26 protein-coding genes are annotated in these 21,407 nt (G+C 56.8%); 13 read left to right on the forward strand and 13 right to left on the reverse strand.

Features of this window, described 5'->3' with window-relative positions; genetic code table 11:
* Positions 1-303: ATP-binding cassette domain-containing protein (locus Q1J43_RS06175; protein WP_301101534.1), on the reverse strand; the 303-nt coding region annotated here is incomplete at its 3' end.
* Positions 304-490: 187 nt separating this feature from the next.
* Here Q1J43_RS06175 and Q1J43_RS06180 point away from each other — a divergent pair.
* The 11 genes from Q1J43_RS06180 to nadB all read left to right on the forward strand — a co-directional run bounded on the left by Q1J43_RS06180 (position 491) and on the right by nadB (position 10,375).
* Entirely contained in the window at positions 491-760 is a 270-nt protein-coding gene (locus Q1J43_RS06180; RefSeq protein ID WP_301101535.1) for a DUF1778 domain-containing protein, read from the forward strand.
* Entirely contained in the window at positions 757-1,251 is a 495-nt protein-coding gene (locus tag Q1J43_RS06185) for a GNAT family N-acetyltransferase (protein WP_301101536.1), read from the forward strand. The genes Q1J43_RS06180 and Q1J43_RS06185 overlap by 4 nt, the downstream gene beginning before the upstream one ends.
* A 203-nt stretch (positions 1,252-1,454) precedes the next feature.
* Positions 1,455-2,513, forward strand: a complete 1,059-nt coding sequence (locus Q1J43_RS06190) for a quinone-dependent dihydroorotate dehydrogenase (protein ID WP_301101537.1) — start codon at positions 1,455-1,457, stop codon at positions 2,511-2,513.
* Between the two features lie 91 nt (positions 2,514-2,604).
* The gene (gene rsxA, locus Q1J43_RS06195; RefSeq protein ID WP_301101538.1) at positions 2,605-3,189 is read left to right on the forward strand and encodes an electron transport complex subunit RsxA; all 585 of its coding nucleotides are present in this window, start codon (positions 2,605-2,607) and stop codon (positions 3,187-3,189) included.
* On the forward strand, positions 3,189-3,740 hold the full coding sequence (rsxB, locus tag Q1J43_RS06200) for an electron transport complex subunit RsxB (RefSeq protein WP_301101539.1): 552 nt from the start codon (positions 3,189-3,191) through the stop codon (positions 3,738-3,740). The genes rsxA and rsxB overlap by 1 nt, the downstream gene beginning before the upstream one ends.
* 26 nt (positions 3,741-3,766) lie before the next feature.
* On the forward strand, positions 3,767-5,473 hold the full coding sequence (rsxC, locus tag Q1J43_RS06205) for an electron transport complex subunit RsxC (RefSeq protein ID WP_301101540.1): 1,707 nt from the start codon (positions 3,767-3,769) through the stop codon (positions 5,471-5,473).
* Between the two features lie 63 nt (positions 5,474-5,536).
* Positions 5,537-6,556, forward strand: coding sequence for an RnfABCDGE type electron transport complex subunit D (locus Q1J43_RS06210; protein WP_301101541.1), 1,020 nt, complete (start codon positions 5,537-5,539; stop codon positions 6,554-6,556).
* Positions 6,553-7,215: an electron transport complex subunit RsxG gene (rsxG, locus tag Q1J43_RS06215; protein WP_301101542.1), complete on the forward strand. Its 663-nt coding sequence runs from the start codon at positions 6,553-6,555 to the stop codon at positions 7,213-7,215. Before Q1J43_RS06210 ends, rsxG begins: the two co-directional genes overlap by 4 nt.
* Positions 7,216-7,356: 141 nt before the next feature.
* Entirely contained in the window at positions 7,357-8,043 is a 687-nt protein-coding gene (locus Q1J43_RS06220) for an electron transport complex subunit E (protein ID WP_301101595.1), read from the forward strand.
* Between the two features lie 5 nt (positions 8,044-8,048).
* On the forward strand, positions 8,049-8,687 hold the full coding sequence (gene nth, locus Q1J43_RS06225) for an endonuclease III (protein ID WP_301101543.1): 639 nt from the start codon (positions 8,049-8,051) through the stop codon (positions 8,685-8,687).
* 104 nt (positions 8,688-8,791) lie between these two features.
* Entirely contained in the window at positions 8,792-10,375 is a 1,584-nt protein-coding gene (nadB, locus tag Q1J43_RS06230) for an L-aspartate oxidase (protein WP_301101544.1), read from the forward strand.
* On the opposite strand, the gene Q1J43_RS06235 is transcribed toward nadB, so the two are convergent.
* The 9 genes from Q1J43_RS06235 to Q1J43_RS06275 all read right to left on the reverse strand — a co-directional run bounded on the left by Q1J43_RS06235 (position 10,347) and on the right by Q1J43_RS06275 (position 16,939).
* Positions 10,347-10,781, reverse strand: coding sequence for a protein YgfX (locus tag Q1J43_RS06235; protein ID WP_366141852.1), 435 nt, complete (start codon positions 10,779-10,781; stop codon positions 10,347-10,349). The two genes, nadB and Q1J43_RS06235, sit on opposite strands and share 29 nt — an antisense overlap.
* A 17-nt stretch (positions 10,782-10,798) precedes the next feature.
* Positions 10,799-12,037, reverse strand: a complete 1,239-nt coding sequence (gene fabF / locus Q1J43_RS06240; protein WP_301101546.1) for a beta-ketoacyl-ACP synthase II — start codon at positions 12,035-12,037, stop codon at positions 10,799-10,801.
* 102 nt (positions 12,038-12,139) lie between these two features.
* Positions 12,140-12,376, reverse strand: a complete 237-nt coding sequence (gene acpP, locus Q1J43_RS06245; protein ID WP_301101547.1) for an acyl carrier protein — start codon at positions 12,374-12,376, stop codon at positions 12,140-12,142.
* Between the two features lie 121 nt (positions 12,377-12,497).
* The gene (gene fabG / locus Q1J43_RS06250) at positions 12,498-13,238 is read right to left on the reverse strand and encodes a 3-oxoacyl-ACP reductase FabG (RefSeq protein ID WP_301101548.1); all 741 of its coding nucleotides are present in this window, start codon (positions 13,236-13,238) and stop codon (positions 12,498-12,500) included.
* A gap of 7 nt (positions 13,239-13,245) precedes the next feature.
* Positions 13,246-14,187, reverse strand: coding sequence for an ACP S-malonyltransferase (gene fabD, locus Q1J43_RS06255; protein ID WP_301101549.1), 942 nt, complete (start codon positions 14,185-14,187; stop codon positions 13,246-13,248).
* A gap of 12 nt (positions 14,188-14,199) precedes the next feature.
* The gene (locus Q1J43_RS06260) at positions 14,200-15,159 is read right to left on the reverse strand and encodes a beta-ketoacyl-ACP synthase III (RefSeq protein ID WP_301101551.1); all 960 of its coding nucleotides are present in this window, start codon (positions 15,157-15,159) and stop codon (positions 14,200-14,202) included.
* Position 15,160: 1 nt separating this feature from the next.
* Positions 15,161-16,174: a phosphate acyltransferase PlsX gene (plsX, locus tag Q1J43_RS06265; protein WP_301101552.1), complete on the reverse strand. Its 1,014-nt coding sequence runs from the start codon at positions 16,172-16,174 to the stop codon at positions 15,161-15,163.
* Between the two features lie 69 nt (positions 16,175-16,243).
* The gene (rpmF, locus tag Q1J43_RS06270; protein ID WP_301101554.1) at positions 16,244-16,423 is read right to left on the reverse strand and encodes a 50S ribosomal protein L32; all 180 of its coding nucleotides are present in this window, start codon (positions 16,421-16,423) and stop codon (positions 16,244-16,246) included.
* A 24-nt stretch (positions 16,424-16,447) separates the two neighbouring features.
* Positions 16,448-16,939 (reverse strand): DUF177 domain-containing protein, encoded by a 492-nt coding sequence (locus Q1J43_RS06275; protein WP_301101555.1) that lies wholly within the window; start codon positions 16,937-16,939, stop codon positions 16,448-16,450.
* Positions 16,940-17,052: 113 nt separating this feature from the next.
* On the opposite strand from Q1J43_RS06275, the gene Q1J43_RS06280 reads away from it, so the two are divergent.
* Both Q1J43_RS06280 and Q1J43_RS06285 read left to right on the forward strand, forming a co-directional pair.
* Positions 17,053-17,637: a Maf family nucleotide pyrophosphatase gene (locus tag Q1J43_RS06280; protein ID WP_301101556.1), complete on the forward strand. Its 585-nt coding sequence runs from the start codon at positions 17,053-17,055 to the stop codon at positions 17,635-17,637.
* An 8-nt stretch (positions 17,638-17,645) separates the two neighbouring features.
* Positions 17,646-18,356 (forward strand): SAM-dependent methyltransferase, encoded by a 711-nt coding sequence (locus Q1J43_RS06285; protein ID WP_301101557.1) that lies wholly within the window; start codon positions 17,646-17,648, stop codon positions 18,354-18,356.
* 19 nt (positions 18,357-18,375) lie between these two features.
* Here the strand turns inward: Q1J43_RS06285 and Q1J43_RS06290 are convergent, their stop codons facing one another.
* From Q1J43_RS06290 to Q1J43_RS06300, 3 genes are all read right to left on the reverse strand, one after another.
* Entirely contained in the window at positions 18,376-19,329 is a 954-nt protein-coding gene (locus Q1J43_RS06290) for a S49 family peptidase (RefSeq protein ID WP_301101558.1), read from the reverse strand.
* A gap of 111 nt (positions 19,330-19,440) precedes the next feature.
* Positions 19,441-20,097 (reverse strand): HAD-IA family hydrolase, encoded by a 657-nt coding sequence (locus Q1J43_RS06295; RefSeq protein WP_301101559.1) that lies wholly within the window; start codon positions 20,095-20,097, stop codon positions 19,441-19,443.
* Positions 20,081-21,058: an RluA family pseudouridine synthase gene (locus tag Q1J43_RS06300; RefSeq protein WP_301101560.1), complete on the reverse strand. Its 978-nt coding sequence runs from the start codon at positions 21,056-21,058 to the stop codon at positions 20,081-20,083. The genes Q1J43_RS06295 and Q1J43_RS06300 overlap by 17 nt, the downstream gene beginning before the upstream one ends.
* Positions 21,059-21,407: the final 349 nt, after the last annotated feature.

The following is a 21,407-nucleotide window of genomic DNA, read 5'->3' on the forward strand; positions in this document are numbered from 1 at the left end:
CAGCTTGGTCAGGGTGCTCTTGCCGGAGCCGGAACGGCCGACAATGCCGATCACTTCACCCGGCTGGACGACCAGATTGATGCCGCGCAGGACTTCCGGGGCGTCGGGCCGGTAGCGAAACACGACCTGGTCGAACTCGATATGCCCGACCAAAGGCGGCAGGGTGCTGCGGTGCGCAGTGGCCACTTCGCTGCGGGCGTTAAGAATATCGCCCAGCCTTTGTACCGAAATGCCGGTCTGCTGGAAATCCGTCCACAGTTGCGCCAGGCGCATGACCGGGGTCGCCACCCGGCCGGCCAGCATATTGAAGGCAAAGCGAACAACGCTCCCGACATCGGTTCTATCTTCTTACGTGGCCGACCAGACCGCCCCTGGGTGGAAATACGCGCCCCGTTCAGGCTCATTCGTTGGATAAGGCTGCGTATTGACAACAGATACACGCCGGCGTACCGTTCGTGTATCTGTTGTGTATGCGCTCAAGGAGAAACTCATGCGTGACGCCGCCATCAATCTGCGGGCATTCCCCGAGCAGCGGGACTTGATTGACCACGCCGCAACTCTGCTGGGCAAGAACCGTTCTGACTTCATGCTTGAAGCAGCCTGCGACAAGGCGCAGTCGGTGGTGCTTGACCAGGTATTTTTCAGTCTGGATACCGAGCGGTTTCGGCAGTTCACCAAAATGCTCGACACGCCTCCCGCCCGCAATCCGGGACTTGAGCGCCTCATGGCCGTCACGCTGCCTTGGGACAGCAAGGCGTGAGTTTGCAACTCAGCGCGCCAGCGCCCCTGTCACCGACCCATCGTGCCGACGAATTCGAGTGCGGCGAGGCCGTGCTTGACGAGTGGCTCAAGCGGCGGGCGATGGCCAATCAACTCAGCGGGGCCAGCCGAACATTTGTCGTGGCCGACCAGGACCATCGCATCTATGGTTACTACGCCATGGCGGCGGGTGCGGTCTCCCATCAAACGGCAACAACTAGTATTCGGCGCAACATGCCGGACCCGGTGCCGGTCATGGTATTGGCCCGTCTCGCGGTCGACAGCCAAGCCCAAGGAATCAAGCTCGGCGCATCGCTATTGCAGGACGCGGTCAACCGGGCGGTGGCCGTGTCGCATAACGCCGGTGTCCGAGCCCTGCTGGTGCATGCAATCAATGACCGAGCCAGGCAATTCTACGAACACTATGGTTTTCAGGTCTCGCCCGCACATCCGATGACGCTGATGCTGCGCTTGAGCAGCGTGAAAGCCTGATGTCACCCCGCAATCTCTGACCAGGGATCCAGATCGTCTGCTACTTGCATCGGCAGCGTGATGCGCGAGCGAGACGCCGGGGTAAATCCCATCTCGGTCGCGAAAAACCGTGGTCCCCCATTACGCGGCCTTGTATAAGATTCATGCAATTGCCCTGTTGCACTGTCCATCCCGCCATTGACACTATCCGGTAAAATCCGCTGATGCTCTACTCACTGATCCGAAAAATCTTCTTCTCGCTCGACCCCGAAATTGCCCATGGCCTTGGGATGACTGGTGTCGATTTCCTCAACCGGGCCGGAATCGCCTGCCTGCTGGCCAAGCCGCTGCCGCCCGACCCGGTCACGGTGATGGGCGTGCACTTTCCCAATCCGGTCGGCCTGGCGGCCGGGCTGGATAAGAATGGCGAACACGTCGATGCGCTGGCCTCTCTCGGCTTCGGCTTTATCGAGATCGGCACCGTCACTCCGCGCCCACAACCGGGCAACCCCAGGCCACGCATGTTCCGCATCCCGGAAAAGCAGGCCATCATCAATCGCATGGGCTTTAACAACCGTGGCGTCGACTTGTTGCTTGCCAACATCGCCAATGCGCAATTCGCCCGCCGCGGCGGCATCCTCGGCATCAATATCGGCAAGAACTTCGACACCCCGATCGAGAAGGCGGCTGACGACTACCTGATCTGTCTGGAGCGGGTTTATAACGCAGCAAGTTATGTCACTGTCAACATTTCCAGCCCGAACACCAAGAATCTTCGCGAACTGCAAAAGGATGACGCCCTGGATGCACTGCTCGGCAGCCTGAAGGCCGAACAGACGCGACTTGCTGAAAAATACGGTCGCTACGTGCCGCTGGCGCTGAAAATTGCTCCGGATCTGGAAGACACGCAGATCCAGTCGATTGCCGATCTGCTGCGCCAGCATCGAATGGACGGCGTCATCGCGACTAACACGACCCTCGCGCGCGAGGGTGTCGAGGGCTTGCCGCACGCTGACGAAAGCGGCGGCCTCTCGGGCGCCCCTATGTTCGCAAGATCGACGATGGTGTTGAAAAAACTCGCCGGCGCGCTGGCTGGTGAGGTGCCGATCATCGGCGTCGGCGGCATCCTGAGCGGCGCCGATGCGCTGGCCAAGATCGAAGCTGGCGCCAGTCTGGTGCAGATCTATTCAGGCTTCATTTATCGCGGCCCCGAGCTGATCGCTGAGGCGGTCACTGCCATCGCCAAGTCGAACAAAGCGCGCCATTCACCGGCAAAGACATAGCGCTACTGCCAACAAGGTTGAATGGTCCCCGCCAAAAGGGGATAATTCCAGCGTTTTTCCGCCCTTGCCGACTTTTCCTGCCTGGCCACCCATGACCCATTATCTGTTCATCATCGTCGGCGCTGTCCTTGTCAACAACGTTGTTCTGGTGAGAATCCTCGGCCTGTGCCCCTTCATGGGTGTTTCTAAGAAAGTGGAAACGGCCTTTGGCATGGGTTCGGCGACCACTTTCGTGCTTACCGTGGCCACTGGCGCCAGCTATGTCATCGACCATTTCCTGCTCATGCCCTTCGGGCTTGAATACCTGCGCACCCTGTCGTTCATCGTAACCATTGCCGCCATCGTCCAGTTGACCGAGATGGTGATCCAGAAAACGAGCCCGGTGCTGCATCAGGTGCTGGGCATCTACCTGCCGCTGATCACCACCAACTGCGCAGTTCTCGGCGTACCGTTGCTCAACGTCGCGCACAAATACAATTTTGTCGAATCCCTGCTCTTTGGCGCCGGCAGCGCCATTGGCTTTTCGCTGGTGCTGGTGCTCTTTGCCGGAATTCGCGAACGCGTTGAAGGCGCTGACGTCCCCGTTCATTTCCGAGGTGTAGCTATCTCCATGGTGACGGCTGGCTTGATGAGTCTGGCCTTCATGGGCTTCGCGGGCCTGGACAAATACCAGTAATGCTCACCGCCGTCCTCATCATGGCGCTCGGAGCCGTCGTTCTCGGCGCAGCGCTGGGGTACGCCTCGATCAAGTTCAAGGTCGAAGGCAATCCGCTGGTCGAGAAGATCGAGGCCATTTTGCCGCAGACACAATGTGGTCAGTGTGGCTACCCGGGATGCAAGCCCTATGCCGAAGCCATCGCCGAAGGCGAGGCCGAGATAAATCTATGTCCGCCCGGCGGCCTCGAAGGTGTGCGCAAACTCGCCGACCTGCTCGGACGCGAAGTCAAGCCGCTCGACGTCGAGGAAAAACCCAAGCAGATCGCGATCATCGACGAGCAGACTTGCATCGGCTGCACGCTCTGTATCCAGGCCTGCCCGGTTGATGCCATCGTCGGCGCCGCCAAGCAGATGCACACCATCGTCGAGGCGCTGTGCACCGGTTGCGAGCTGTGCATCAAACCCTGTCCGGTGGAATGCATTCGCATGGAGACCCTGGTTGAAAACATCGACAACTGGAAGTGGAAATATCCGGTGATCGAGATCAAACCCTTCCAGCGTATCGCCTGAACGTCAGCAAAAAACAGATTATTCGAATGCTCCAACTCTTCCAATTCAAAGGGGGTGTCAAGCCCGACACCAACAAGACATCTTCGGTGCAAGCGCCGATCGGTCGTGCGCCGCTGCCGCCGCTCTTGGTCGTTCCCCTGCATCAAAGCATCGGCGGTATCCCCAACCCACTGGTTGAAGCTGGGCAACGCGTCGGCAAAGGCCAGTTGATCGGCAGCGCCGACAAGTGGCTTTCGTCGGCAGTTCATGCCCCCTCCTCCGGCACCGTACTGGCTGTCGAGGAGCGCGTCGCGGCACACCCCTCCGGCCTGCCGACACTCTCGGTGGTGATCGAAACGGATGGCCGCGACGAGTGGATTGAACGCCACCCGGTCGATTACCAAGCACTTGCCCCGGAACGCGTGCGCGAAATCCTGCGTGACTCGGGCGTCGTCGGCCTCGGTGGCGCCGTCTTCCCAAGTCATGTCAAACTTACCGCCACCAAGTCGGTGGCGATGGAAGAGCTGGTCATCAACGGCGCCGAATGTGAGCCCTTCATGACCTGCGACGACCTGTTGATGCGCGAGCGCGCCGAGGACATCGTGCGCGGTGCGGGTATCTTCCGCGACCTGCTCGAACCGAAACGGGTGCTGATCGGCATTGAGGACAATAAGCCCGAAGCCGTTGCCGCCATGCAAGCGGCGGTACAAAAGCTCGGTGAAAATTTCGCAGTCATCGCCGTGCCAACGCGTTACCCGGCAGGCGGCGCCAAGCAGTTAATCCGCGTGCTAACCGGCAAGGAAGTTCCGGCCAGCATGCGTTCGCCAGAAATGGGCGTGCAGTGCTTCAACGTAGCCACCGCCTACACCGCCTGGCGCGCCCTCGCGCATGGCGAACCGGTGCTCTCACGCATCGTCACCTTGACTGGCAACGTCGATGAGCCGCGCAACTGGGAAGCACTGCTCGGCACACCGCTCAAGGACTTTGTCACGCTCGGCAAACCCAAGACCGATACCAGCGGCTACCTGATGGGTGGCCCGATGATGGGCTTTGAAATGCCCAGCCTGGAAGCACCGCTGGTCAAGGCCACCAACTGCATCATCGCTGCATCGCCAACATTGTTCCCGCCGGCTCCACCCGAAATGCCATGCATCCGCTGCGGTGCCTGCGCCGAGGTCTGCCCGCACGAACTGCAACCGTTCGAGATGTACTGGTTCTCGCGCGCCAAGAATTTCGGCAAGACGCAGGAATACAATATCTTCGACTGCATCGAGTGTGGCTGTTGCAGCTATGTATGCCCATCGCATATCCCGCTGGTGCAGTACTTCCGCTTTGCCAAGAGCGAGATCTGGTCACGCGAGCGCGAAAAGGCCATGGCCGATGCCGCCAAGGCGCGCTTTGAACTGCGCAACGAACGCGACGAACGCGAGAAGACCGAAAAAGCGGCGCGCCTGGCCAAGGCAGCGGCAGCCAAGGCGGCCGAGAAAAAAGCAACGCCAGAGGCTGGCAACGAAACTGCCGCCAGCGAGGCTCCTGTCAACGCCGATGCCGCCAAGAAGGCCGCCATCGCCGCCGCCATCGAGCGCGCCCGCCAGCAACGCGAAAACGTCCAGCCAAGAAATACTGACGGACTAACAATCGCCCAGCGCAAGGAAATCGCCGAAATCGAAGCGCGCCGGGCGCCTCTGCAAGAGCAAACCGCTCTCAACGCAGAGAGCGCAGAGGCGCAGAGTTCGCAGAGAGAAAAACAATGAATTTTTCTGTTCTCTGCGTTCTCTGCGCCTCTGCGCTCTCTGCGTTTAAAGAGGTTTAAAAACATGGTCTTCACTACCCCTCCCTATCTCTCGCAGAACGTCAGCGTTCAGCGTGTCATGCTGCAGGTGTTGGCTGCGCTGCTGCCGGGTATCGCTGTTTACGTCTGGCTGCTCGGCCCGGCTGTACTGTTGCAGATCGGTATCGCCACCACTGCTGCGCTGTTCGCTGAAGCGTTTATGCTCAAGCTGCTAAGCAAGCCGCTCGGCCTCTTTCTCGGCGATGGCAGCGCCATTGTCACCGCTTGGCTGATTGCCCTGGCCTTCCCGCCACTCGCTCCCTGGTGGCTGATCGTCGTCGGCGCACTGTTCGCCATCATCGTCGCCAAACACCTGTACGGCGGTCTTGGTCAGAACCCGTTCAATCCGGCGATGATCGCCTTTGCCGTGTGCATCGTTTCCTTCCCCGCACTGATGTCGCAGTGGCCGCCGGTCGATCTGAACACCGGCTTTGCCGAACAACTGGCCCTTGTTTTCGGCAGCTCCCCCCGCCTTGACGCAATGAGCGGCGCGACGCCGCTTGACGCGCTGAAAACCGCGCTCAAACTCGGCGAAGGCAGCGCCTCGGTAGCTTCGGTTGTGGCCGATGCCAGCACCTTTGGCTATTTTGCCGGCAAGGGCTGGGAATGGGTCGCTACCGCCTATCTGCTCGGCGGCCTGTGGCTCTGGCAACGCAAGATCATCAGCTGGCACGCCCCGCTCGGCTTTATCACTGGCATCGCGCTGCTCGCTGGCGCGCTCTGGCTGTGGAACCCCGGCCAGTTTGCCAACCCACTCTTCCATCTTTTTTCAGGAGGGGCCATGCTCGGCGCCTTCTTCATCGTCACCGACCCGGTTTCCGGCTGCACGACGCCCAGGGGCAAGCTGATCTTTGGCTTTTCGGCAGGCGCTCTGGCCTATGTCATTCGCGTTTTCGGCGGCTATCCGGATGGTGTGGCTTTTGCCGTATTACTGCTCAATATCTGCGTACCACTGATCGACCTGTACACCCAGCCACCCATTTTTGGCATGAAGAGCAAGCAATGACGAAACTTGCAAAATCGCCAAGCGCAATGAAAATGGCCGCGCGCACGGCGATCATCCTGTTCCTCTTCGTCGTCATTTTTACCGGACTGCTCTCGGGCGCCTACCTATGGACCCTGCCGACCATCGAGGCCGCCGCAGCCGAAGAGAAAATGAAACTGATCAACGAGGTTCTACCGCGCAGCAGTTATGACAATGACCTGCTCAAGGACACCCTGCCGCTGATGCCGACCGCTGCGCTCGGCCAGGATGACGCCTCGACGGTCTATCGCGCACGCCGGAATGGCCAGGCCAGTGCGCTGGTTTTCGAAGCCATCGCCCCCGATGGCTATGCCGGAAAGATTTACTTGCTCATCGCCCTCGGCGCCGACGGCACGCTGATCGGTGTGCGCGTGACACAGCATAAGGAAACGCCGGGACTGGGCGATTACATCGAGCCTAAAAAAGACAAGAACAAGGAACGTCCGTGGATCACCCAGTTCGACGGGCTGGTACCGGTCGCGATCGACGTGCGCGAATGGAAAGTAAAAAAAGACGGTGGCCGCTTCGACTCAGTAGCCGGCGCCACGGTCACCCCGCGCGCCGTAATCAAGGCAGTGCGCAAAGCAGCCCTGTACGTCGCCGAGAACCACGAACAACTTTTCGCGACGGAGAAACGATGATAAGTAAACCACATTTGACGCAGAGAAAAACTCCGAGAGCGCGAAGGATGAATATCGAATTTCTCTCTGCGCCCTCTGCGGCTCTGCGATCTCTGCGTTGAAAGAGGTCAACAGTTTTTCGGGAAGATAGGACCTGCCATGATGACCCATGATGAATTCCGCCAGATCGCCGCCAACGGTGTCTGGAAACAGAACACCAGCATTGTCCAGATTCTCGGCCTGTGCCCGCTGCTGGCGGTCACTACCAATCTGGTCAATGGCGCCATGCTTTCGCTGGCCACCATCCTGGTCATGGCCATTTCCGGTGCCGCCGTTGCCAGCCTGCGCTACCTGATCCCACACGAAATCCGCATCCCGGTCTTCATTCTGATCGTCGCCGCGCTGGTCACCGTGGTCGACTTGCTGTTCAATGCCAACCTACATGAGTTGTACCTCGTGCTCGGCATCTTCATCCCGCTGATCGTCACCAACTGCATCGTGCTGGCGCGCGTCGAGGCCTATGCCAACAAAAACCCACCGCTGCAGTCGATGTTCGACGGCATTTTCATGGGCCTTGGCATGCTGTGGACACTGTCGCTGCTCGGCGGCCTGCGAGAACTGATCGGTGGCGGCACCCTGCTCTCTGGAATCGACATGGTCTTCCCCGGACTTCACGCCCTGCAACTGTTGCCGAAAGACTATCCTGGCCTGCTGCTGGCCATGTTGCCACCCGGCGCTTTCATCCTGCTCGGCTGCATGATCGCCTGGAAAAACTGGATCGAGGCGCGCGCTACGGCGCGTCAGCAACGACCTTCGCCGCAACCGGCGTCGGTGGCCGGCTGCCACTGAGCGCCATGAACGTCGCGCGTCGCGCCGAAATCTTCAAGCGTTTACGCGCGGCCAATCCGGCACCGACGACCGAACTTGAGTACGCAACGACCTTCCAGCTACTAATCGCCGTCATTCTCTCGGCGCAAGCCACCGACAAGAGTGTCAACCTCGCAACGCGCAAGCTCTTTGCCGATGCGCCAACAGCGCAGGCCATGCTCGCGCTCGGCGAAGACGCTCTGGCCGACTACATCAAGCGCATCGGCCTCTACCCGACCAAGGCGAAAAACATCATCGCCACCTGCCGCCAGCTCATCGACGGTTATGACGGCGAAGTGCCGCGCCAGCGCGATGCCCTCGAAGCACTACCCGGCGTCGGTCGAAAAACCGCCAATGTGGTGCTCAACACCGCCTTCGGCGAGGCGACCATCGCCGTCGATACACACATTTTCCGCATCGCCAACCGTACCAGACTCGCCCCGGGCAAGACACCGCTCGCCGTCGAGCTCAAGCTGCTCAAAGCGGTCCCGGATGAATACAAGCGGGATGCCCACCACTGGTTGATCCTGCACGGGCGCTACGTCTGTAAGGCGCGTAAGCCGGAATGCTGGCGTTGCGACATCGCTGATCTGTGCGAATACAAGGAGAAGGAATGGCTTACCTAGCCAAATATTGCATTAATTTTCGACCGCCTGATTTCATCGCCCATTGGCACTGGGGCCTGGAAGTACGCGTGCTATAGTGCCCCCTTTGTATCAGGGTTCGTACCGTGTCCCCTCGCTTCGATGTTCTCATTATTGGTAGTGGTCTTGCCGGCCAATCGGCAGCACTCCGCCTCGCAAATACACACCGTGTCGCCCTGATCAGCAAACGAACACTCGAAGACAGCGCCTCCAGTTGGGCACAGGGTGGAATTGCCGCCGTGCTGGACAACCAGGATTCGATTGAAGCGCATATTCGCGACACGATCATCGCGGGCGCCTTTCTCAATGATCCAAAAGTCACCCGTTTCGTCATCGAAAATGGTCGCCATGCGATTGACTGGCTGATCGAACAAGGTGTTCACTTTACCCGTGACAAGGCGGGCTATCACTTAACTCGCGAAGGCGGTCACAGTGCGCGCCGCGTCATCCATGTCGCCGACGCAACGGGTCTCGCAGTACAGGACATCCTGACGCACAAGGTGCGCCAGCATCCGAACATCACTGTTTTTGAGCGTCACATCGCCATTGATCTGATTACCGGGCAAAAACTTGGGTTGGCCGACAATCGTTGCTATGGCGCCTATGCGCTCGATCGGGACAGCGGTGAAGTAATCACGATGGGCGCCCCCAACACGCTGGTTGCCACTGGCGGGGCAGGCAAGGTTTATCTGTACACGACAAATCCGGACACCTCCACTGGTGACGGCATTGCCATGGCCTGGCGCGCTGGATGTACTGTGGCAAATATGGAGTTCATCCAGTTTCATCCAACCTGCCTTTATCACCCACAGGCCAAATCCTTCCTGATTTCCGAAGCGGTACGCGGTGAAGGTGGCCTCCTGCTGCTGCCCGACGGAACACGTTTCATGCCCGAGCACGATGCACGCGCCGAACTCGCACCGCGCGATGTTGTCGCCCAGGCCATCGACTTTGAAATGAAGAAACGCGGTCTTGACTGCGTCTATCTCGATATTTCACACAAGCCAGCCAGTTTTCTTGGCGAACATTTCCCGAACATCATGGCACGCTGCCTTGAACTGGGCATCGATATTAGCCGTGAGCCAATTCCGGTGGTGCCCGCGGCGCATTACACCTGTGGCGGCATTGTCACTGACCTGCAAGCCCGCACCAGTATTCCAGGGCTTTACGCGGCTGGAGAAGCCACCTGCTCAGGTCTGCACGGCGCCAACCGTCTGGCCAGCAATTCGTTGCTGGAATGTCTGGTGTTTTCCGAAGCGGCGGCCAATGACATCCTTGCGCAGCCCGCAGCAAAGCTGCCCGACCTCCCTGAATGGGATGCCAGTCGGGTATCCGATCCGGACGAGGAAATCGTCATTTCGCATAACTGGGATGAACTGCGCCGCTTCATGTGGGGTTATGTAGGCATTGTGCGTACGACCAAACGCCTGCAACGCGCTCAACACCGTATCCGTCTTCTGACAAGGGAAATCGAAGAGTTTTATTCAAACTTTCGGGTCAGCCACGATCTGATCGAGTTACGCAATCTTGTCATGACGGCAGACCTGATTGTTCGTTGTGCCTTGAAGCGCCATGAAAGCCGCGGTCTGCACTTCAGCCGCGATTACCCGGAAATGCTCCCGAAAGCCAGGAACACACTGCTTAGAAGGCAGCCCCGTCGTCTTCCTTAGGCTCTGCGTGCCAGCGCAACCATAGGCGTAGTAGCCGAAACTGTTCTGCCAACATCTGGTCGGTCAGCAAGACCAGGCTGCTTACCCGTTCTTCTTCACCAATGCACAGCCGTAATACGATCAGCCAGGTAAACACCGTGCTGTCCGGAAGCAACTTGGCGGCAACGCGATCGCCGTCAGCCAGCAGACATTCCAGCCGGTCCCGCCCTGCAAGTCGCAAACCAATGACTCTGGGCGGACGCACTGAGTAGCCCAGCGATAGGCCGACAAGCGCTATAAGAAGCAAACGCAGAATCAACGACCATGGCAGCACGATGAGACTGCACGCCGCAACGGTGTGCATTAGGACGAGCAGAAAAACAAGAAGAGACGAGCGGTGCAGTCCAATGATAATTGGGAACTGCACGGCTCGAAGCGGGTCGGTCAGACCCGTTTTAAGACGACGGTTGCGTTGGTTCCGCCAAAGCCGAATGAGTTGGAAATGGCGACGTCAATCTTCATTTCCCGCGCTTCATTGGCGCAGTAATCAAGATCGCACAACTCATCCTGGTTGAAGATATTGATGGTCGGCGGCGAAACCTGATGGTAGATTGCCAGCGCCGAAAAGATCGCCTCAATACCGCCTGCTGCACCGAGCAGGTGACCAGTCATCGACTTGGTCGAATTGACCACCAGGCGCCTGGCGTGATCACCAAAGGCGCGCTTGACGGCGACTGTTTCCGCCTTGTCGCCGAGCGGGGTCGAGGTTCCGTGCGCATTGAGGTACTGTACCTCTTGCGGGTTGGTCTGGGCATTGCGCAGCGCATTGCTCATGCAGCGCGCAGCACCTTCGCCGTCTTCGCAGGGAGCCGTCATGTGATTGGCGTCGGCACTCATGCCAAATCCACTCAATTCGCAATAAATCCGTGCGCCGCGGGCCTTGGCATGCTCGTACTCTTCGAGCACTACAACGCCGGCGCCTTCGCTAAGGACAAACCCATCGCGATCCTTGTCCCATGGGCGGCTTGCCGTGCCTGGATCATCATTACGCGTCGAAAGCGCGCGTGCAGCGCAGAACCCACCGAGTCCGAGAGGAGAAACGCAGCTCTCGGACCCACCTGCAATCATGATGTCGGCATCACCGTATTCGATAAGCCGTCCCGCATCGCCAATGCTGTGCGTTCCCGTCGAGCAAGCGCTGACCAGGGCAATGTTTGGTCCCTTGTAGCCGTACAGTATCGACAGATTGCCCGAAATCATATTGATAATCGCCCCAGGAATAAAGAAAGGGGAGATTTTTCGCACACCGGAAGCGATGAACTCATCGCGCGTATTTTCGATCAAGGGCAATCCACCAATACCCGAACCAATCGAGACGCCAATACGCTCAGCATTGGCCGGATTCGCCTCAAGCCCTGCGTCCTGGATCGCCTGAATACCCGCGGCCATGCCGTAATGGATAAAGGTATCCATGCGACGCGCATCTTTTGCCGGCAGGAACTTGGTCACGTCGAAATCCCTAACTTCGCCGGCAATCTGCACGGGGAATGCGGAAACATCGAAACGCGTAATCCGGTCGATTCCGGAGCGTCCGGCAATAATGTTCTGCCAGGCTTGTCCAACGGTATTGCCGACCGGAGAAACGATTCCGAGGCCGGTAATGACGACTCTGCGACGTGTCAATTTCTTCTCCTGGGGAAGGGACAGTACTGAGAGGGGAAGCAGTTCGGAACAGCGCGCTACGGGCAGTCCCAGGACCACCCGCAGACGCGTCCCACTGAAGGATTACTTCTTGTGATTGACGACGTAATCAATGGACTGCTGAACGTTGGTGATCTTCTCAGCTTCATCATCCGGAATCTCGCACTCGAATTCCTCTTCGAGTGCCATCACCAGTTCAACCGTATCCAACGAATCCGCGCCGAGGTCGTCAACGAACGACGATTCGTTCTTTATGTCTGCTTCATTGACGCCGAGTTGTTCTGCAACAATTTTTCTGACGCGTTGTTCGATATTTTCCATCAAGAGGCTCCTTCTAAAAGTTCGTGTGTGAAACAAAACGGCGCTATTCTACCAAAACGACCAGTACTTACCAAATACGCAGGAAAACTGGTCCGTGCTACCTGCTTGCCCTTGCGGACGGTTAGTCCAAATACATACCACCATTGACGTGAATTGTCGTGCCAGTAACATACGCAGCGCCAGGCGAAACCAGAAAACCAACCGCCGCTGCAACGTCTTCAGGTAGCCCAAGGCGACCCAGCGGAATATTGGCGATTAACGCCTCGCGCTGCTTTTCATCTAGGGTCTTGGTCATGTCGGTATCGATGAGACCTGGAGCGACACAGTTGACCGTGATATTACGGCTTCCCAGTTCACGCGCCAGTGAGCGTGTCATGCCGGCGACTCCCGCCTTGGCCGCACAATAGTTGGCCTGCCCAGGATTGCCTGCATGTCCTACGACCGAGGTTACATTAATAATACGCCCCTGACGCACCTTCATCATACCGCGCATGACTGCCTTGGACAGACGGAAAACAGCTTTCAGATTGGTGTCAAGCACCGCATCCCACTCGTCTTCTTTCATGCGCATGGCGAGGTTGTCGCGTGTGATCCCGGCGTTATTAACCAGAATGACTATCGCGCCATACGTCTTTTCAACATACGTAATCAGTGCATCAACCTGTGCCTGCTCTCGCACCTCAAGGACGGCACCTTCCCCCTTGACGCTTGCAAGCGAAAGATAGCCGGAGATTTTGGTCGCGCCCTCTTCGCTGGTTGCCGTGCCAATCACGGTCGCGCCCAACCGACCCAGTTCGAGAGCGATGGCCTGGCCTATGCCACGCGAGGCGCCGGTAACCAGGGCAACTTGTCCGTTGAGCATTTTTCTCCTACCCCTGCGCTTTGATGGCTGCTTCAATCGCTGCCAAGTCTGACAATGCAATACCAAGCAATCCATCGCTACAGCGCTTGGTGAGGCCGGCCAATACTTTGCCCGGACCGCACTCGGCAATTGTTGTCACGCCCATTGTTGCTATTTTCTGTACCGACTCTACCCAGCGAACCGGCGAATAAGCCTGCCGAATCAATGCCGCCTTGATTTTTTCCGGGTCAGATTCAATAGCAACATCCACATTATTGATCACCGGGATTTTTGGCGCGGAAAAAACAAGTTTACTCAGACGTTCGCCTAACTTGTCCGCAGCCGGTCGAATCAACGAGGAGTGGAAGGGCGCAGAAACAGGCAGAATCAGGGCACGTTTGGCACCGCGCGCCTTGCAGCCTTCGCAAGCACGTTCAACCGCCGCCTTGTTGCCGGCAATCACGGTTTGTCCTGGCGCGTTGAAATTGACCAGCTCTACGACTTCGCCATTGCCAATTTCGAGAGCCGCCGCAGCACAGGCTTCGCGAATCTTGTCGTCATCAAGGTTCATGATGGCGGCCATGGCTCCGCTGCCAACCGGGACCGCCTCTTGCATCGCCGTGGCGCGCAGACGAACGAGTGGAACGGCATCCTTGAAGTCAACAACACCGGCGGCGACCAGCGCCGAATATTCGCCGAGACTATGCCCGGCGACAATGGCCGGAAGCTTGCCGCCTTTGTCCAGCCATAAGCGATAAGTTGCAACCCCGGCCGTGAGCATGACCGGCTGCGTGTTTACCGTTCGCGTCAGCGCTTCGGCCGGACCGTCAGAGAGCAACTGCCAAAGATCTTCTCCAAGCGTCGCCGACGCCTCATCGAAGGTCGAACGAACCACTGCCGAATCGCCATAGGCAGCCATCATGCCAACCGATTGGGATCCCTGACCGGGGAAAACAAAAGCGTATGCCATAGATCCTTCCAATTAGAATTCGAGCAAAACAGCGCCCCAGGTAAAACCACCACCGACGCCCTCGAGCAACACTTTCTGTCCCCGCTCAATACGCCCGTCACGCACCGCCACATCGAGCGCCAGCGGAATGGATGCCGCCGAAGTGTTGCCATGGCGATCAACCGTCACAATGACCTTGTCCATGCCAAGCCCAAGTTTCTTAGCGGTCGATTCGATGATGCGGATGTTGGCCTGGTGTGGAATCAGCCAGTCAATCTGCGCCGGAGAAACGCCGACGAAATCGCAGCATTCCTTCGCAACGTCAGCAAGTACCCGGACGGCAAGTTTGAATACGGACTGCCCATCCATGCGCAAAAAGGGGTCGCCGGTGACTTTTCCGCCACACACGCTGCCTGGCACCGACAGGATGCCATGATGCGAGCCATCTGCGTGTGCAGCAGTCGCCAGAATCCCGGGGCTTTCAGAAGCTTCCAGAACGACCGCGCCGGAGCCATCACCGAAAAGCACACAGGTGCTACGATCATCCCAGTCTAGGATGCGTGAAAACACTTCAGCGCCGACCACCAGCACCTTTTTGTGGCTGCCGCTGCGAATGAATTTATCAGCAATGCTCAGTGCATAGACAAACCCGGCACAGACCGCTTGCACATCAAAAGCCATGGCGCCATGATTGCCGAGCTTGCTTTGCAAGAGACAGGCGGTGCTCGGAAAGATGAAGTCGGGGGTCGAGGTCGCGACGATAATCAGATCGAGTTCACTGGCATCAACGCCTGCCGATTTTAGTGCTCGGCAACTTGCTTCGTGCGCCAGATCACTTGACGTGCAGTTGGCATCGGCGAGATGACGGGCCTTGATGCCCGTCCGGGTAACGATCCAGTCGTCATTGGTTTCGACCCCGCGTTGAACGAGATCGGCGTTGCTAATCGGCAGCCCAGGCAGATAACTGCCAACGCCTGCGATGCGGGAAAACATGTTAAGCACTCTCCAGCAAGGGTTGTTGCAATACGACGCGTTCGGTGATGCGCGCCAGCACCCCGGTCCTCGCTTCTTCTGCGGCACGATCGATGGCGTTGGTAAAAGAAAACACGTCAGCTGAACCATGACTCTTGACGACTATTCCCTTCAAGCCCAACAGGGTGGCGCCGTTATAACGCCTGTGGTCAACATGCATTATGAATTTTTTCAATACTGGCAAGGCAATCAAAGCCACGAGTTTGGTCAGAAAATTGCGCCTGAATTCCTGGCGCAGGAAAGTGGCCAGCATCTGTGCCAGCCCTTCCGATGCCTTGAGGGCGACATTGCCGACGAAACCGTCGCAAACGACTACTTCGGCCTTTCCTTTGTAGATGCCATCCCCTTCGACATTGCCTACAAAATTCAGGCCTGATTCTTTGAGAAGTTCCGCCGCTCGCTTGACAACCTCATTGCCCTTGATATCTTCCGAGCCGATATTGAGGATGCCAACCGTCGGCCGATCCTTGTGTTCGATCGCAGAAACCAGCGAAGCGCCCATGATGCCAAACTGCAGCAGATGCTCGGGAGTGCAATCCACATTGGCACCCAGATCGAGCACATGAGCATGACCGGTCACTGTTGGAAGCATGGCACAAATCGCCGGGCGGTCAATGCCAGGAAGCATCTTGAGGACGAAGCGGGAAATAGCCATCAAGGCGCCAGTATTACCGGCGGAGACGCAAGCATCGGCCTCGCCAAGTTTGACCAGATCAATGGCTACGCGCATTGATGAATTTTTTTTGTTGCGTATGGCCAGAGCCGGAGATTCATCCATCGCGACGACTTCGCTGGCATGACGAACTGAAATTCGTTCACCTTCGACATGCATCAGAAATGGTCGGATCTTGTCCTCAAGGCCGACGAGAATAACACGAACATCCTCGCGCTTTCGCACGAAGTCGAGCGCGGCACGCACAGTAACCTCGGGGCCATGATCCCCGCCCATGCAGTCTATGGCGACAGTAACAGTCATCCGGTAACAGCCAAAAGAAAAGGCAGACATTTCCCCATCACGGGAATCCGCCTGCCTAATCCTTAAACCCTATTCGCCTGTACCTTTGGTAACCTTCTTGCCACGATAATAGCCGGATGGGCTGATGTGGTGACGCAGATGAACTTCACCGGTCGTTGGCTCAACAGCCAGCGGCGGGTTGGTCAAAAAATCGTGAGCGCGATGCATGCCGCGCTTGGAGGTGGATTTCTTGTTCTGTTGAACGGCCATAAATTACTCCATTGATCAAATTCACTATGCTTTACCTTTAAGACTTTGCAGCACGGAAAAGGGAGATATTTTTCCCGTTCCCTGCCCCGTGTCAGGCAAAGCACAACTTTCGTGACGTGGCGCCGAGGGCAGATTGAGAATAATCTCGTCTTCGATCAAGGCAACAACATCAAGTTCACTTTGCGCCGGTAGGAAATCCCTTGAATCATCTTCAATTTCCTCCTGCGTCAAATCTTCTTCGTCATCGACGAATTCCAGCACGCTACGTAGCTCGACCGGATAATCTATCCCTTCAAGGCAGCGCTGGCAGCAAACGGATAACATTCCGTCCAGTTGCAGCAGCACCTGCGTCCTGTTACGCGGACCAAGCTTGCCAACAACCCGGTAGTTCAAAAAACCTGCCAAATCGACAAGTTTATCGTGCAAACGAGTCAGGCCGGCGATCGGCAATTCACCTTGCAGCGAGTTTGCATCCCGTGCAAAAGCCAAACTGCTGATAACGATCCCTTTCGACATAAGGGGCGCATGATATTATTTTTGGCTTTCGAAGTCAAAGCGGCGACGCGACTATTTGATTTTTTCTGTTTGTTCAACTTCCCCATGAAAATTTCATAATTTTTTTACTCTCTATGACCAGCGTACAAATTGTTCTTGCCTCGACCTCTCCGTTCCGCCGTGAACTACTCGCCCGGCTTGGCTTAACGTTTGTAACAGCCAACCCCGCCACCGATGAAACTGCCGAGGACGGCGAGGCGCCCGAGGCAACCGCGCTACGACTTTCCGAAGCCAAGGCGCGCGCAGTCGCCGCACAGTATCCTGAGGCGTTAATTATTGGTAGCGACCAGATTGCCTGCCTCGATGGCCAGGTCTTTGGCAAACCGGGAAGCCATGACAAAGCGGTAAAACAGTTAAAAACGATGCGCGGCCGTACCGTCAACTTCTTCACGGGTTTGTGCCTGCTTAACGCCAAAACCGGAAAAGTTCACCTGCGTGGGGTGCCAACGCTGGTTACTTTCAGGAATCTGTCGGATGATCAGATCGAAAACTACCTGCGCAAAGAACAACCGTATAACTGCGCTGGCAGCGCCAAATCCGAAGGATTGGGAATTGCCGCGATCGCCAGGATGGAAGGAGAGGATCCTAACGCGCTCATCGGCCTGCCGCTGATTGCGCTCTGCGATTTTCTTAACAATGAAAATATTTCAGTAATATAAAAATTATTATGACAAAAGGAAGGCTTTTTCTAATTCCTGTCCCGCTCGGTCAGACGCCGTTCGACGCTGTCTTGCCGCATGCGGTGAGCGACTGTGCCAGGCAACTAACGCACTTCATTGCCGAGAATGCCAAGTCGGCCCGAGCCTTTCTCAAGGCACTCCAATCCGCTACGCCATTGCAACAGATCAAGATCCTGGAACTTAACGAACATACCCACCCTAATGCGCTGCCTGAATTGCTGGCGCCGCTCCTTGCGGGGATCGATGTCGGCTTGATTTCCGAGGCTGGCTGCCCGGCAGTGGCTGATCCCGGATCCAATCTGGTCGCTTTGGCGCACGCTGAAGGCATCCAGGTTTTTCCGCTGGTCGGGCCTTCGTCCATACTGCTCGCCTTGATGGGTTCAGGCCTGTCCGGCCAGAACTTCGCTTTCCACGGCTACCTTCCGGCAAAGGATGAGCTAAGAAAAAAAAGGGTTCGCGATCTCGAGAAAAACTCACGCCAGGAAAAGAGGGCACAGATTTTCATTGAAACGCCCTACCGAAACCGGAAGATGCTGGAAACCCTGATCGAAGTCTGCTCCCAAGATACGAAAATCTGTACCGCCACCGATCTTACCTTGAGCAGCGAGTGCATCATGACACGCACACCGGCCCACTGGCGCCGTCAGGAGTTGCCGAACATCGACCGTCGCCCGACGGTATTTTTACTGCAGGCCTGACGCGACCATCGACAAGACACTAACGCAGCACTGCCCGGTCGCTACCAAATAAACGAAAGGCCATGCTTTGCCCCATTTCCGCCCCCAGGCGTTTGGCAAAGCGTTCGGCGATATTTTCCTTGACCGAATAGTCGAGAATGGTATCCGCCTTGATCAGGTCCCTCGCTACCGAATCGACCGTACCGAAACCATCGGCAAGCCCCATTCCAATACTTTGGCTACCGGTCCACATCAATCCTGAGAACATTTCGGGGGTTTCCTTGAGCCGTTTTCCACGCCCCTGGCGGACGACTTCAATAAACTGCTTGTGTATTTCGCCAAGCAGGATCTGCGCATGTTCTTTCTGCTTTTCGTCCTGCGGCGAGAAGGGGTCCAGGAAGCCCTTGTTCACTCCAGCCGTTAGCAAACGCCGTTCGACCCCGAGTTTGTTCATAGTTCCTGTAAAACCGAAACTGTCCATCAACACACCAATGGAGCCGACGATGCTGGCCTTGTCGACGAAAATCTTGTCTGCAGCGGACGCAATATAATACCCACCGGAAGCGCACAAATCCTCGACCACAACATAAAGCGGGATCTCCGGATGCTTGTTTCGCTGCCGACGAATTTCGTCATAGACAATTCCGGATTGCACCGGACTGCCGCCGGGACTGTTGATCCGCATGATAATTCCCGCCGTGCCCTTGTCTTCAAACGCTGACTGAAGTGCACCATTGATTTTTTCCGCACTGGCGTCGCCGGTTGCTTCAATCGTTCCGCGCACATTGATCAATGCCGTGTGCTTGCCGTCTACCAGCTTTTCGGATCCCTCCCAATCAACAACGAGAACCAGCACTGCAATCAGATAAGACAGGACGGCAAGTTTGAAAAAAACACCCCAGCGACGTTTTGCCTTTTGTTCCATTAGCGATGCAAACGCTATTTTTTCAAGCAATTGCCGTTCCCACTGCGGATCGTTACTCGGTGTTTCCACAATATTTACTCGGTTGGTATGTAATAAACAGCGTCGTCAAGACATGACTTTCAACGGGGATTGCCATGCATTGGTAATCATGCGGGTCAAGTATAGCGGCAAATCAAGACGTCAGGCGTTCGTTTCCAGCCATTCCCCCAACTCCACGATCGTGTGCAAACATGCCAGCGGATTCAAGGCATCAAGCACTTTTCCCGAATGCGCACCATAGTCGACGGCCAGACCTGAAACCCCTGCGTTGATCGCCATCTGCAGGTCGTGCGTGGTGTCGCCAATCATCAGTGTCCGCTCTGGCGGCACCGCGAATTCGACCATCAACTCGTTCAACATCTGCGGATGTGGCTTTGAAAAACACTCGTCGGCGCAGCGCGATGCCGAAAAATAAACACTTAATCCGCAATACGACATAGCCCGATCAAGACCTTGGCGACTTTTCCCGGTCGCCACCGCCAAGAGGAAGCCTGAAGCATGCAGCTGGGCGATCAGTTCGGAAGCGCCGTCAAACAGATGCAACGCATGATCACGCAATAGATAATGCTGCCTGTAGCGCTCGACCATTTGCGGAAATCGATCCGCGGACAGACCAGGCACCGAATGCCGCAAAGCGTCGGCGAGTCCGAGGCCGATCACCTGGCGGGCGTGCTCGTCTGACGGCTCGGGCTGGTCAAGATCGCGGCAAGCAGCCTGGACTGCAGCGACGATGGCTCCAGTCGAATCGAGCAGGGTGCCGTCCCAGTCGAAAACCAGAAGGTCAAAATTTTTGAACATAATCCTGTTTTTGCCTTGCTGAAAGCTGATGTATGAATGCGTCAAGCACGTCTGGCAAAGGAGACTCCAGCACCATGATTTTTCCGCTGACCGGATGTGGAAACTGTATTTTCCAGGCATGCAGGAACATGCGTTTCAACCCTTCCTTGGGCAGCGATCTGTTCAGCGCAAAATCGCCGTACTTCTCATCGCCGACAATCGGGTAGCCCAGGTGTGCGCAATGCACGCGAATCTGGTGGGTGCGTCCGGATTTGAGTTCGGCTTCCAGCAGGCTGTAATTTTCCCAGCGTGAAACCAGCCGGAAGACGGTATGCGCCGCCTTGCCTTCATCCGCAACACGAACCCGCCGTTCCCCGGACTCTTGCAGATACTTCAGCAGTGGCAACTTGACGCTGCGCAGTGGGTCCATCCAGCGCCCCTTGACCAACACCAGATAGCGTTTGTCTGCCCCCTTTCCGTTTCCACGAAACATGTCGTGCAGCGCGACAAGTGCCGAACGCTTCTTGCCAATCAGCAATAATCCGGAGGTCTCGCGATCAAGCCGGTGGGCCAGTTCAAGAAAATTCGCACGTGGTCGCTGCCGGCGTAGCGCTTCGATCACCCCGAAGCTGACGCCACTGCCCCCATGCACCGCGATTCCCGACGGTTTATCCACCACCAGAATGGCTTCGTCCTCATAGGCAATTGGGAGTTCGGCCTTGATTTCCGCACCGGCAACAATCTCTTCCTCACGCTGAGCGATACGAATCGGCGGGATACGCAAGACATCGCCAATCTGGAGACGGTAGGAGACATCGATCCGCTTGCTATTTGCCCGGACTTCGCCACTTCGGACTATCCGATACACGTGGCTTTTCGGTACGCCCTTGCAGATCTTCAGAAGGAAATTATCGAGGCGCTGTCCTTGCTCGTCCTCGGTAATAATGGCCTGTGTTACAGAATTTTTGCTTACCTTGGCCATTTTGAATATACTGGACCTGATTTGCGTCTCGGATTGAAAGAGGCACTGACCCGTGAGACCGTCGAGCGGCGCCGATTCATTTGTAATTGCGACGCACTTTCCGGCAGGCATCAGTTGCCTCGCTTGCACCAACTTGTGCAAGATCAAACAGCGCAAATCACCTGGTTAAGTACGCTCACCAAAAGTAGCGATACTACTTGATTTGCGCGCGCCTAGCACGTACGGATCGCCCCAAGCAGATTCACGAACCTTGATTTTTCAGGGTTTGCACAAGAATAGATTCAGCGAATGATTCTTATTAGTTGCCACACCGGAAAGCCCATGAAGCGACCCATCCACAACTAATCCG

Source organism: Propionivibrio sp. (genome assembly GCF_029255185.1).
Classification (GTDB): Bacteria; Pseudomonadota; Gammaproteobacteria; order Burkholderiales; family Rhodocyclaceae; genus Propionivibrio.